This window comes from Marivita geojedonensis, from assembly GCF_002115805.1.
Lineage (GTDB): Bacteria > Pseudomonadota > Alphaproteobacteria > Rhodobacterales > Rhodobacteraceae > Marivita > Marivita geojedonensis.
This window is the reverse complement of sequence record NZ_JFKC01000043.1, coordinates 1-12,702: the sequence shown is the minus strand read 5'-3', so window position 1 is coordinate 12,702 and position 12,702 is coordinate 1. Positions and strand designations below refer to the sequence as shown.

15 protein-coding genes are annotated in these 12,702 nt (G+C 55.4%); 9 read left to right on the top strand and 6 right to left on the bottom strand.

Annotated elements, in window-relative coordinates; all coding sequences use genetic code 11:
• The 5 genes from MGEO_RS20465 to MGEO_RS21815 all read left to right on the top strand — a co-directional run.
• Positions 1 to 691 (top strand): homocysteine S-methyltransferase family protein (locus MGEO_RS20465; RefSeq protein WP_158091076.1); only part of this gene is annotated, 691 nt, incomplete at its 5' end.
• A gap of 195 nt (positions 692 to 886) precedes the next feature.
• Positions 887 to 1,117, top strand: coding sequence for a hypothetical protein (locus tag MGEO_RS20460; RefSeq protein ID WP_085641596.1), 231 nt, complete (start codon positions 887 to 889; stop codon positions 1,115 to 1,117).
• A gap of 2 nt (positions 1,118 to 1,119) precedes the next feature.
• Positions 1,120 to 1,440, top strand: a complete 321-nt coding sequence (locus tag MGEO_RS20455; RefSeq protein ID WP_085641595.1) for a hypothetical protein — start codon at positions 1,120 to 1,122, stop codon at positions 1,438 to 1,440.
• Between the two features lie 113 nt (positions 1,441 to 1,553).
• Positions 1,554 to 2,510: a homocysteine S-methyltransferase family protein gene (locus MGEO_RS20450; RefSeq protein WP_085641594.1), complete on the top strand. Its 957-nt coding sequence runs from the start codon at positions 1,554 to 1,556 to the stop codon at positions 2,508 to 2,510.
• Between the two features lie 9 nt (positions 2,511 to 2,519).
• Positions 2,520 to 2,729: a GDCCVxC domain-containing (seleno)protein gene (locus MGEO_RS21815; protein WP_085641593.1), complete on the top strand. Its 210-nt coding sequence runs from the start codon at positions 2,520 to 2,522 to the stop codon at positions 2,727 to 2,729.
• A 132-nt stretch (positions 2,730 to 2,861) separates the two neighbouring features.
• Here MGEO_RS21815 and MGEO_RS20440 read toward each other — a convergent pair whose 3' ends face one another.
• The gene (locus tag MGEO_RS20440; protein ID WP_085641592.1) at positions 2,862 to 4,373 is read right to left on the bottom strand and encodes a hypothetical protein; all 1,512 of its coding nucleotides are present in this window, start codon (positions 4,371 to 4,373) and stop codon (positions 2,862 to 2,864) included.
• A gap of 1,010 nt (positions 4,374 to 5,383) precedes the next feature.
• Here MGEO_RS20440 and MGEO_RS20435 point away from each other — a divergent pair.
• Complete coding sequence (locus MGEO_RS20435; RefSeq protein ID WP_158091075.1) at positions 5,384 to 7,348, top strand: alpha/beta hydrolase; 1,965 nt, start codon at positions 5,384 to 5,386, stop codon at positions 7,346 to 7,348.
• Positions 7,349 to 7,395: 47 nt separating this feature from the next.
• On the opposite strand, the gene MGEO_RS20430 is transcribed toward MGEO_RS20435, so the two are convergent.
• The 3 genes from MGEO_RS20430 to MGEO_RS20420 form a co-directional block, all read right to left on the bottom strand.
• Complete coding sequence (locus MGEO_RS20430; protein ID WP_085641590.1) at positions 7,396 to 7,695, bottom strand: hypothetical protein; 300 nt, start codon at positions 7,693 to 7,695, stop codon at positions 7,396 to 7,398.
• A 54-nt stretch (positions 7,696 to 7,749) separates the two neighbouring features.
• Entirely contained in the window at positions 7,750 to 8,343 is a 594-nt protein-coding gene (locus MGEO_RS20425) for an SH3 domain-containing protein (RefSeq protein ID WP_085641589.1), read from the bottom strand.
• Positions 8,344 to 8,422: 79 nt separating this feature from the next.
• A complete protein-coding gene (locus MGEO_RS20420) occupies positions 8,423 to 8,809 on the bottom strand; it encodes a lysozyme inhibitor LprI family protein (RefSeq protein WP_085641588.1) in 387 nt (128 codons plus the stop codon).
• A gap of 328 nt (positions 8,810 to 9,137) precedes the next feature.
• Between MGEO_RS20420 and MGEO_RS20415 the strand changes: the two genes are divergently transcribed.
• From MGEO_RS20415 to MGEO_RS21620, 3 genes are read left to right on the top strand one after another with little or no spacing between them, the layout of a single operon-like run.
• Entirely contained in the window at positions 9,138 to 9,368 is a 231-nt protein-coding gene (locus tag MGEO_RS20415; RefSeq protein WP_085641587.1) for a hypothetical protein, read from the top strand.
• 2 nt (positions 9,369 to 9,370) lie between these two features.
• Positions 9,371 to 9,760 (top strand): site-specific integrase, encoded by a 390-nt coding sequence (locus MGEO_RS20410; protein ID WP_198948135.1) that lies wholly within the window; start codon positions 9,371 to 9,373, stop codon positions 9,758 to 9,760.
• Entirely contained in the window at positions 9,757 to 9,933 is a 177-nt protein-coding gene (locus MGEO_RS21620; RefSeq protein WP_170102933.1) for a hypothetical protein, read from the top strand. The genes MGEO_RS20410 and MGEO_RS21620 overlap by 4 nt, the downstream gene beginning before the upstream one ends.
• A 121-nt stretch (positions 9,934 to 10,054) precedes the next feature.
• Here the strand turns inward: MGEO_RS21620 and MGEO_RS20405 are convergent, their stop codons facing one another.
• Complete coding sequence (locus tag MGEO_RS20405; RefSeq protein WP_158091074.1) at positions 10,055 to 11,017, bottom strand: molybdate ABC transporter substrate-binding protein; 963 nt, start codon at positions 11,015 to 11,017, stop codon at positions 10,055 to 10,057.
• A 766-nt stretch (positions 11,018 to 11,783) separates the two neighbouring features.
• On the bottom strand, positions 11,784 to 12,702 hold a 919-nt coding region (locus MGEO_RS20400), incomplete at its 5' end, for a LysR family transcriptional regulator (RefSeq protein WP_085641585.1).

The window sequence follows — 12,702 nt, the reverse complement described above, 5'->3', positions numbered from 1 at the left end:
CCTGACCCTAGAAGAGATCAACATCCGTGGAATCGAATTCTATAAGAACTTCGCCAACGAATACGAAAGTCCCGAAACCCCGATGATCGTCGGCGGTGTCATTGGCCCAAGAGGTGACGCCTACAACGTGGGTCGGACACCAGATGCTGCAGAAGCTGAGGACTATCACTCTGAACAAATCCTCACGTTCAAGAAGGCTGGTGCTGATCTGGTCACCGCGGCAACATTCTCTAGCGTGGACGAGGTCATCGGTCTGGCACGGGCCGCAAAGGCGGCCGACATGCCGGTCGTGATTTCTTTCTTTGTCGCCAAAGGCGGGAGACTAAAAGGAGGTCATTCACTCGAAGAGGCGATCGCCGAAGTCGACGCCGCAACAGGGAGTGCACCTGCATACTATATGATTAACTGTACACATCCGACAGAGTTCGAGCCGGGCTTGACTGACGGGGACTGGACTAAGCGTTTAGGAGGATTCATGCCCAACGCGGTAGCCATGGAAACTCTTGATCTTTGCAAGCTTGGTCATCTTGAAGACGGCGACCCCGAGGAACTCGGCGGTCAGATGGCAGACCTTGCCCGCCGTTTCCCACATATCAACGTCTGGGGCGGCTGCTGTGGCACCGACGGTCGCCATATCGGTGAGATTACCCGTCAGGTAGGTGACGTACGCAGAAAGCTTGCAGAACGCTAAATATCTGCTTCGCTTCGCCCGCATTGTCGACCTCGATCTGATCCCGGACGAACGACTGCTCTCCGACACCCGTTGCACCCGTAACACCCTTTCGAGGGTGAGTTCGTACTCCTGCTCTCCAGGCCCAGCCCCACCGATAAACCGTGCAATCTTAGGCATCTATAGAAGAAGAACCCCTTCATAGGAGAACTATAGATGCTTACCACCTTCACGCTGCTTCTGGCGGCTGGGGTCGGCTGTCGGCTGGCCCTCTCACTGGCTCTGAGCCGGTACTCAAACCGATCACTGGAGATCCCACAGGCACTGGCTGTCATCCTGATCGTGCTGGCCTGTCTGCCCAGCTGGGCCTCCCCTTTGGCTCTGCCTGTCCCGCTGGCTTTCGTTCTGGGGGCTGTCCTGCCTGACCTCCTGACACGGAGGACCTGAGCATGGCCAAGCTGGACCTCAAGGAAGACGACATCGTTGTCATCCGTGCTTTCGAAGACGAGTGGCCCGAACACCTCTTCCGCGTCACCGACGTGTGGGAGGACTGTGTCGGAGGGGTCTCCCTCTCCGGCCCCCTGAAGGACGAGTACCCGAGAGGTCTGGAAGAGGCCCAAGGAGGAAGCATGACCGACAAGATAGAAGACCCTTGGCACTCTCGCCCCTTGGACGTCCATCGGTGGTCGGATCATAAAGAGGTCGGGGTGGTGGTGGATGGGCTCTGGAAGACCGCCGTAACCAGACACCCGGCCTTATCACTCGAATGACAACTTAGAGTCCAAGCCGGACTTCGCTACCGACTGCAGTAGTCAACTTTGCCGACGCGACAGACCGATGAAATTCATCTATACTTCTCTTAAATCGAAGGGGAGGGACAGCTATGAAAGATCGTGAACAACTCCCGCAACTCAACGGTCATCTGATGACCTGCGGTGGTGGATTTGAGACTTGGTTGCAGTACATCGACGGCTTCGAACTTCGCCACTTCTGCGCTTTTGAACTGCTCGATGACAAGCGCGGACGGGACTGCATCACCGACTACTATCGCAAGATCATCGAAGCCGCGGTCGCGAACGGGTTTGGCGTGATCAACGAGGGCCTGCACTATCGCGCGAGCCGAGACTGGGGCGAGCTGATCGGGTTCTCCCGCGAAGCCTTGGCCGACATTAACATGCGTGGGCTCGAGTTCTACAGGGATCTTGCGCGGGAGTATCAGAGCGATACCACCCCAATGGTCATCGGTGGTTGCATCGGACCGCGCGGGGATGCCTACGACACCGGGCGGACTGAGACCGCGGCAGAGGCGGAAGACTACCATTCCGAGCAAATCATCACACTGCGAGACGCCGGTGCCGAACTGGTATCAGCTTGGACCTTCTCGAACGTTGAGGAAGCCATTGGCTTCGCTCGTGCGGCTAAGGGTGCCGGGATTCCCTGCGTCATCTCGTTCATCGCAAAGGGCGGGACGCTCCAGGACGGCGCGACACTCGAAGAGGCTGTCTCTAGAGTCGATGCGGCCACCGGGAGCGCGCCGCTCTACTATGCTGTGAATTGCGTGCATCCGACCGAGTTCGAGCCGGGACTGACCATGGGCGACTGGACCCGCCGACTGGGAGGCTTCATGCCGAACGCTGTTGCTATGGAACTTCTATCGCTTTGCAGTCTTGGCCATCTCGAAGACGGAGACCCCAAGGAACTCGGGGAGCAGATGGCTGGGCTCGCCGCCCGTTTTCCGCATGTCAACGTCTGGGGCGGCTGCTGTGGCACCGACGGCCGCCATATCGGCGAGATCACCCGTCAGGTCGGCGCGGTGCGTCGCGAAACAGCGGTAGTTTAGCCCGCGGCTATGGAGATCAATCTTCAAAGCATTTTGACATGCCCAATCTGCGGGTATGAGGCAAAGGAGACGATGCCGACTGATGCGTGTCAGTGGTTCTACAAGTGCAAGTCGTGTGGTCAGCTCCTCAAACCCCTGCAGGGCGATTGTTGTGTGTATTGCTCCTACGGAACGGTGCCATGCCCGCCCATACAGCAGGACGAAAATTGTTGCGGATAGACGCGTCTTTGCGCGCGGTTTCTGCACTATTCGCACAGCAGTCATCACCGCCAATTCAAGCAATGTCACCGTTCCTGAAGAGCTTTGGAGAGTGCCGGGCTGACCAGCTCTGATCCAGCGATTGAGCAACCACTATTCCCAATCTGGGTCCGCATCTTCATCGGCTTCCCCGGGGGGCGGAATACTATAGTCCCGCCCAAGGTTCCTCCCAGTCCGAGCCTCGAAGGCCTCTAGCCGAGCGACATAACCGTCACACCGAGGCGGGTTGAGGTTATTCTCAATGTAGGTCTGTAGCTCTTTGTCCGACACGAAGCTGTATTCCTCCTTGCCCGGGAGCTTGATGGAGGTTGCCAGAGGTCTGCCCACAACAGCCTCAGAGGCGTCAGCCATGGCCTGCCTGAGCTCAGCTACCTTCCAGCAGTCAATGATATAGCTGTCATGAACGGAGAGAACTGGGATGCCCTTCGTCGTGAAGTGGTTATGGATGCGGGAGGTGATCTGACTATCCAGGTGCATCAACCGGATGCCCTGATCGGTGAACAGCTTGCCCTTCAGACAGGGGTTCTTCTCCAGCAGCAACTCGAGCAGCTCGTCCAGCTTAGAATTTTTTATTCGGCTACCAATATTGCCGGTGGGAAACCCCTCTCGGAAGGCTTGGTAAGCTTTGGTTTTATCCTTTGCATTGATGGCAATAAGGGCCAGCCGCTTGATTAATTTCCGGGTCAACTTTTCGGGGTAAGCAGGCATTTTCTCGTGCGGAACATGATACGGGTCAAAATCCAGCTTTTTCCCGGCTTCAGCGTACAGCATGGCAATGTGCAGACCGATGAAGTCGACCTCTACGGTGGGCTCATCATCGATCGTGATACGAGCTCGGGTGTCTGAGCTGAGTTGTTGCCACCACCCTCCATGGAACCGACCGTTCATGTCCCAGCGTGAGCGACTGAAGATCCGACGAGTCTTGGTCGTGTCTGAATGTATCCTGACCATCGATTTCTCGTCGCCATCACCAACCTCGATAACCGGGTCTTGAAGGTCAGGTATGTCGATGAAACTGTTAAAGATGAGCTTGTTATAGGCCGTCAGCTCGTCTCGCATCCGCTTCGTATCGGCAGTGTCTTCGTACTCAATCTGCTTGTTCTTGTCGTTCTTGAGAATGATGACCTCTTCGCCTTCAGCGCGCCCGATATCATCCCGATCGAACTTTGCTTTCCGGAACATCTTCCGAAGTGGTTCGGCAGCACGTATGCGGGTGGTTCGGTTGTACTTGTTTCCCGGCTCCTTGTGGCTGTGCTTGGCCAAGTCTAGGAGACCCACGTCATGCAGCGTCTTGATGATGGGAACGATCTTCTTCGAGATATGTAGAGCATTGTATCTGGAGCCTGCCTGCCACGCATTGGAGGACAGTGAGACACCGATGGAAAGGTCTGGGTCTTCCTTCCAGGCCACGTACAGATCGAGGATCAGAACCTTCAACTGGTCTCGTGTCTTTGTCTTCTGCTTCGGTCCACGACTGCTCTTTTTGGCATCAGGCAGGTACTTGTCAGCAATTGCATCCACCACCACCCCGACCTCTTTATGATCCGACCACCGATGGACGTCCAAGGGGCGAGAGTGCCAAGGGTCTTCTATCTTGTCGGTCATGCTTCCTCCTTGGGCCTCTTCCAGACCTCTCGGGTAGGTTTCCTTCTAGGGCCTCCCTTCCTTCCTTACTCCTTCCCCTAGTCTTCTTCCATTACTCATACCTAATTATTGGTAGGTCTCTAGTCCACCCTAAAGAGAGGGGCATTTTTAGGGGCATTTCTGGCCAGAGAAGGCGGCTCAGAGGGGCTAAGTATCATGTCAGGAAGAACTGGCTGGGGTGGTAGGAAACCTTCCCTTCCGATCCCTTTCTTCGGCTTAGGATAGGCAGTCGGAAAAAGGGGGCAGTTTTAGGGGCATTATTGGTGGTTGTCATCATCAGGCAACATCCTTCTCGGAGGCCCTGTCTGACCACTTCTCGGGGACGTGCGTAGGGCTGTGAGACACAACCAACAGCAACATCACAGAGCCTGCTATAGCGCCTCTCTGGCACCTTACGGGCTTTCTGACAGGGGGACATATCCAACCATCACCACCAACATCAGGGACACCCTCTGTGGCTCTCTGAGCTAGTCTCCTAGGCAGGCTACCCCATCTAAGTGTCTGTTATTGCTGTAGGTATCCTATGTGGGGGAGGGAGTAAGAATTAGGTATCAGTAATGGAAGAGAATACTGAGGAGAAGGAGGAGAGATAGGGAGACACCAGAGAGAGGTCCCTAACGGGTCCTACGGGTGTAACGGGTGTGGGGTAAGGTGAAGTGGGGGTGGTTAGGGATATAAGCCTCTGGAGGGGAAAGCGGACCTTCGGACTGATAGCGGTGATTGGCTGGAGAGAGCCCAAGGAGGTTTTTTGGTTCTCTTTTTCGACTGCCTATTAGATCGTGGTAGGAAAAATTGCGGACGGGAGACGCATGGAAAAATGCTGTTGCTTCGCCAATATCGGAAAATGTCCCACAACGGGTTGTCTCACCATTTTGGACGGAGCAACATAGGGCTACCGACAATGTTTGCTTAAAGGAAACACAATGAAATCTGTGCGAAGCGGTCTGCTCCAAATCGGTGTGTTGCCCTTGATGGGTCTGGCTTTTGGAGCAGAACCGACGTTTGCTCAGGCAAACGTTGGCAATCCACTCCCCTTAAGTACGCAGACGATTTCGTGCCCGATGTCCCTTCCAGCAGCTGATATCGACGGCGAAACAATGATTTGCGGTCAGATCGAAGTGCCGGAGAACTGGGACAATCCAAGTGACCGTACGCTTCTAATCACATATGCGATCGCCAAGGCGAAGAACGCTGCACCCTTCGCAGACCCAATCCTCTATTTTGAAGGCGGCCCCGGCATCTCCGCTCTGGAAGAGATCGAGTGGCTCAATGGCAATACCAGTCGTTTGCGGCAGACTCGGGACATCATATTCTTTGATCAACGGGGGATACGGTACAGTTCCGCTCTCGAATGCCCGCCTGCTATCAAAAGCACAATCAACGAGATCGTGATTCCAGATGACGTGGACCAGGAGGCACTGGGCCGAACGGTCAACGACATCAGCCCGGATTCAGACGCAGACGCGCTCCTCGTGGCAGCCGAAATTCTGGGGCCCGGCGACGAAGCTCAAAACTGCGCACCCTACTTCGAAGAACAGGGCATCGATCTGAGCCAATATAGCTCTTACAGCAACGCACTGGATGCAATCGCTCTGATGAACGCGCTCGGTTACTCCTCCTACAACCTGTACGGCATCTCCTACGGATCGAACCACACGATGGAGGTGATGCGCTACTACGACGAAAACGATGCGGCGGACCTCCCAGCCGTTCGGAGTGTCCTGATAGATGGCGTCGTGGGTGTCTGGAACGACTGGCTCGCCGTCAACATCGCTTTCCCCAATGTAATACTCGATGCCTTTGAGCGCTGTGAAGCGGATGACGCGTGTTCTGCCAGCTACCCGGACATCCGTCAGCGCGCTCTAGACCTGGTTGACGACGTGGCCACTGCTCCCTTGGTCATCGATGACGACACAACGATCACAATCGACGATCTTCGGTTGGTCTGGCGTAGTAGCGCGGTGGACAAGGAGGTGCTGGTTTATCTGCCGCGCCTCGTCGATGAGTTGGAACGGGGTGAAACGGGCCTATACACGCGCTTGCAAGATGGTTCTTTGCTAGGAGTTTCTGGATCAGGTCTGCCCGTGTTGAACAACCCTTTCGATCCGATCGCATTGGAAGCGAACGACGTCGCGACCCAAATGCGTCTCCTGGCGACCGAAGTCGATCGCCTTGCCGCGCAAAGCAAGCGTCTAAGCGAAGCATACGACCGCGATATCGCTCTACCCCAGTTCTTCGCAGACGAACTTGCGACAAGCGCAGAGCAACTCCCCCAAGCACCTCGGCACCAGATCAACGTGTTTCTGGGAAGAGTTGCGGTGAGCGCTCCCGATCGCAATCAGCTGACGCAGGTGGTCACAGAGTTCCCCGATGGTGAACGGGACCTGCTGCTGAGCTTGATCGGCCTTATGGACGACGACGAGATTGCGGAAGTCTACGATATTCTTTCCGAGCCTCTCTACAGGGAGCGGCTCGTGGAGGTCTTCTCCATCATTCAGACCGTGATACACTGCAATGATCGCGTGTTTGACCTGCAGAGGACATTCGAGACTCTGCGCGCCAGTGATGCACCCGAACTTATCCCGGTTGGCGTTGGAGCGGTCGATTTCGGCTTTGGCGTGAGATGCGCAGCCTATGGTTTGAGCGCGTCGCCGTCCGAGCCGATCTCCAATTCCAGCGGGTTTCCCGTTCTGGTTTCGAATGGCAGCCTCGATACGAGCACACCACCGATCTGGGGTGAGACGATCTTCGAGGGCCTGCAGAACGCACGGATGGTGACCTTCCCGAACAGCAACCACGGTGCGACCCGGGAAACTCAGTGCGCGCGGGATATCACAAGCGCCTTTTTCATGTACCCCGAAGAGGAGCTCAATCTCGACTGCGTTGATGGTTTGCGTCCGGTCTTCGTGATACCAGGCGACGAGCTACCGGAGTGAGTCTGCCTCCGGAAGCTCATCTTTAGGCGCTCGCCAACTACAAGGCCTCAGTTTGCGAACTGCGGGAAGGCGGTATAGCTGCCATTGTCCTCGATCCGGCATCCCCAACTGGCGCCGTCTACAGTCATACCGACGAACACACGGTTGTCTGGGCCGGCGGTGATTGGCGCGCGTGTGGTGATGTTTGCGTTAGGCTGGCCCACTCGAACCTGGCGGACACATTCCTCAACCATACCCGGTGGTGCAAACACACCGCTCGAAGTGTTGCTGGAGCCACTCGTTTCAACGCAACCGGCAAGTGTGGCTGCGACAAGACCAAGGCCGGCAAGTTTGATTGATGTTTTCATGGAGCTTTTCCTTTCAAAGTGATGTTCGTTTTCGACTGTCAATTCTTTAGACGCTTACCTCAGGTATCGCGCGTTCACCCAGCCGCGTTCACGCATTTCTGTCATCATTTCGATCTCGCACCAGCGGGAACTTCCCCGCATCTCACAATTGATGGTACGAACCTGATCGCCGTTGCCAAGCTTGCCGACGATCCCGTGGTTTGTGCCCGGCCCACTGCGCACATTCAACAGGTCGCCGGAGGAGAGACCGGTTACACGCATGACTTCGCCTACTCCGCCAGATGAAGCACTATCGCCCCTACTATGACCGGGAAGGAACGCATTTTGAACCCGGCCTTCCGCGAAAAACTCCACCATCCGGTTTCCGTCGGGCGCATAGGAGCAGGCAAAGCTTTCCATGCGATTCTCGAGGTAGATGTCGCCGTTGACTGCATGAGTACCGTCGACCCGTTGACCATTATACCTCATCTCGGTTCGGGCACCGTAGTCTCGAAAGTAGCCTTGTGCGGCATGGGCGCATTCATTGAGCATCAAACCTTGGGATTGAGCCTGAGCGGGCAATGCCAAGATCGTGGCAGTCGCCACACCGGCCAAGAGCGTCAAGATGCGAAGATTGCTATGGAGGGGGAAAGATTTGGGCATCATCATGTTTGCAGTTTCCTGAGTTAGTATTGAAGATATTGGAGGCTCAGTTGAAGTGGGTGGGAGCAGAGAGTTGATCTTACTCCTATTGGACGTAGCGCATGAGTTCTTTCGCACGGTCTCGACCCAGCTCAATCTTGCAGGAATCAATCCCGATACCGGTTCCCGATCCGCCTCCAAACGTCGCTCCAACGTAATCGCAATGCGCATCCCTATATGCCGACCAAGCCGCTTGTGCAGCCTCAAGGGCGGGGACAGTCACAGCTCGGCCTGTCACGCTGTCCAATTCTTCCGCAGACCTCATCGCGAAGCCAAGGTAGATGTCGACCGTCGCATCTACCCTCTGAAGCGTCTCGGCAACGCATGCGCCGATCTCGACCTGGCTGCTCCCACCGCACTCCGTTGCTGGATCAGCGAACACGCCGCTCGGCACGCAAAGCGCGAGGACCAGTCCCGCTGCAATATTCCTCATGACACTATCTCCGTTGATCAACCTGAACTGGCAGAAGGGCCCGCCACCGGCAGAACAAAGCATATGAGTTCGCGCATGATAGGGAAACTCAAAACCATGAACGGATGTAGATGACACTGCGGGAGTACTTATCCGGGAGCGTCTTCAATTACCGCATTGTCGACCTCGATCTGATCACGGACGAACGACTGCTACCTGACACCCGTTGCCCCCGTAAAACCCGTTCGAGTGTGAGTTCGTATTCCTGCTCTCCAGGCCCAGCCCCACCAAGAAACCGAGCAACTCCAAGCATCTATAGAAGAAGAACCCCTTCATAGGAGAACTATAGATGCTTACCACCTTCACGCTGCTTCTGGCGGCTGGGGTCGGCTTTCGGCTGGCCTTGTCACTGGCTCTGAGCCGGTATTCAGACCGTTCACTGGAGATCCCACAGACAGTGGCGATCCTTCTGATCGTGCTGGCCTGCCTGCCCGCTTGGGCCTCCCCTCTGGCGTTACCGGTACCGCTGGCTTTCGTTCTGGGGGCTGTCCTGCCTGACCTCCTGACACGGAGGACCTGAGCATGACCAAGCTGGACCTCAAGGAAGACGACATTGTCGTTATCCGCGCTTTCGAAGACGAGTGGCCTGCCCACCTGGATGCTGTTCTATCGTCTCTGCCAAGCAGTGGACCTCTGTTCCCCGACCTGAGGGTGAGTGACATCACCAAGCGGTTCGCGGTTCTGAGAGAGAAGCTGGGCATCGATCGTCCCGGTCTGGTGTTCCACAGCACAAGGAAGTGGTTCATCACCCAGTGTGAGAGAACGGGTGTGCCAGAACACTTCACCGCCTCTCTGGTGGGGCATAAGTCAGCCCGGTCAGAGAACGGGATCACCTACAGCATCTACTCCGCTGGCATATCGGACGAGCAGAAGCGGGACATCGTCGACCAGATCAGGGTGCCGGTGTCATGACCCTGATCCCCGACATCGAAGGCTTCGAGGAGAGGGCCGCTATCGCTGAGTACGATGGCGGTCTTTCTCGTTCTGAGGCGGAGAACGTAGCAGCCAGAGGTCAGGGCTTTCCTGATGCAGCAGCCTACTGGCAGTGGTTGGCTGATTACGTGGTGGCCCGCAGACTACCCTAATGAAGGTCCCCGGCTGGCTCGCGCTGGCCGGGGGCTCATTCCGATTTTTTTTGTTAAGGGTGTTACGGGGGCAACGGGTGCCTCAAAACGACAGATGCTTTGCCCGATCGCATCCGTACACTCAGTTTGTCATTAGCGGCTTTAGCTTCAGCTCTTCCGTGCTAGCTGGAACAAAGCCATAGGACGCATAGATGCCCTGCGCCCGGTCAGTTCCCAGATATGACAGAAATCGATAAGCATTGTATGGATTTCGCCCCTCACTCAGAGCGCCAATTGCATAACTTACTTTATCCTGTTTGTTCAGTGGAGCCGGTATAGCAACCCCTTCAATCGCCCGTCCCTCAGCCTTGGCCTCGATGACTTCCGTGGTCCAAACAATACCAACATCTGCCTCTCCATCCTCAATTCTTTGCGGCGTCTCACGATGGTGGCGAGATGTGAACCAGGTTTTTCCTTCGATTGCCCAGCAGCTCTTGCACTCGGCGTTCCCAGTGACCTGCTCATACAGCCCCATATCCTTGAGCATTTCAGAACCGTAGAAGCGGAAGATACCTTCTGTCAGGGGATTGGGATGCGACTGCACCAGATCATCCCGAGCGAGGTCTTCAGGACCCTTGATGCCCTTCGGGTTGCCCGCCGCGACCATCAGTTCGAGCTTGTTATGAATGTATATCATGTAGTCATTCATCTTCCCCAGCCCGGCCAGCTTCTTAAGGTGATTAAGATTGACGGAAGCATAAAGGTCGGGATTCATCGCAGTGTCCTGATCGTTAATCTGACCCTGCTGTAAGATCTGACCATTCAGAATTTGCCCCGGTGGGATAGTCTCAACGTAGATGGTCTCGATGTCAGTGTTCAGCGATTGGAAATCCTGAATGAGCTCTTCCATCACCATGAACTGGTTCCCGGCAAGATACATCACGAGGTCCGAGGTGTAACTGTCCCCGATTTCACCGTATTCGATTGTGCCGTCGGCATGGAATGTCCGGTAGTCTTTGTTTAATCCGGCATCGTCCTGAGCACTGGCAAGAGTTCCAAGAAACGCGATTGACGCCGCGAATGCGACACTGTGAATAGCTTTCATCACAGTCCCTCCCTTTTTTATTGAGTGGGAACATCGTCTCACAGAATTCAGATATGTCAAATCTTGCATGTCTTGCCAGCTCGGGCGCTTCGGATGATGCGTGTGAGAAACCGACCCCTATGCCCAAGCCGGAATCCTTGCAGGACCAGTAACCCCCCACACCCGTAGGACAAACTAATGACCCGGGACCAGCCACTGCAGAAATCGGACGCACAGCTACAGGCTCTATACTACTCGGAGTTTTCTTGGAGATATCGAACGATCGATGCGCGCTCTTCCGGATTAGGGCAATGATGATTGGACAAGAAAGCGTCCAATTCACTTGTCCCAGATGCTTCTAGCATGCGGCCCAACAAAACGACGGTGAGAGCATGCGAATGGCAAAAAGTGCACCTGTTCTCGACATAACTGCCAAAAGCAAAGGATTCGGAGCCGTCCTCTGCAGCTGTGCCAGTGGTGCTGGCGACTACGGCGGCCACCAGGCAAGCCCCTGACAAGATCACATGGCTTCGGAACACGGCTGACAATATGGGGATAGTCCTTGATATCGCCGACATCTCTCCACCTTGGATAACAGTTACCATATTGCGCCGCTTGTGTCCGCCATCAGCGAACCAAGGGTTCCAAGCGAAGCGTAGAACACAGTACCATAATCCTCAGGTGACGACATGCTCACTTAGACATGCCAAGAACGAGTGCTGCGGATCCCACAGAGGAACGTTGATGTTACTTGGAGCGCAGGGTTGTTGTGTGGAAATAGCGCCCGTTACTCCTGCTTGGTCAAGGCAGCTTTAAGCCAATTTATGAATGTGCGTGCATGTGGGCGTACAGGCCCCACCGGTGTAGCTGCATAGTACTTCATCGAAAAGGGTGATGGCACGGGTACTCTGCGAAGGTCTCCGGACGCAAGATCGTCACGAACAAGGACTTCTGCTGTGAGCCAGAGCCCCAGACCTTGGCGGGCCAAGGAGAGCTGTAGAAACGGAGCCCCGACATCTACATTCCTCAGCCTTTGTGGGTCCAAGCCGAGTGCCTTCATGGCGTCTTCTTCGTACTGCATGCCTGGTGACCAAATCCAAGGCAAATGATGCAGACTGGTGATGTCATCGCCGACGAGCGAAGGGGCGCCAACCGCGATGAGTTCGCTTTCGAGGAGCAGCTCAGCATCGAGACCAGCCCAGTTTCGCTCGTTGGGCGTGGCGCGAATGGCAAGGTCGAAACCAAGGGCGACGATATCCACCACATTCTGTGACGGCATCACAGAGACTTGGATTGCCGGGTGTAACTGCCAGAACTCATGGAGCTTCGGAAGGATCACCGCTTGGGAAATATACATCGTTGCAGCGATCTGAAGAGGTATCTTGCTCTGATCATCTTGCAGCTCTCTTATTCCTGCAGCGATTGTGCCGAAACCTTCGTTTAGATGCTGTGCCAAACGTGCTCCAGCCTCAGTGAGTACGACTGTCCGACCCGACCTACGTGCCAATGGAACACCTACTTCGGCTTCCAAGGATCGAACCCGCTGAGCGATGGCTGCATGTGTAACGTTCAGGTCACGAGCCGCCGAAGCGAAGTTCCCGCGCCTTGCAGTCAGTTCGAATGCTCGCAAGGACGCCAGAGATGGCAGGGTCTTCCAGTCAATTTCCAATATGATACCTCGTGTATCTTTTGAGATTTTTTGTTGT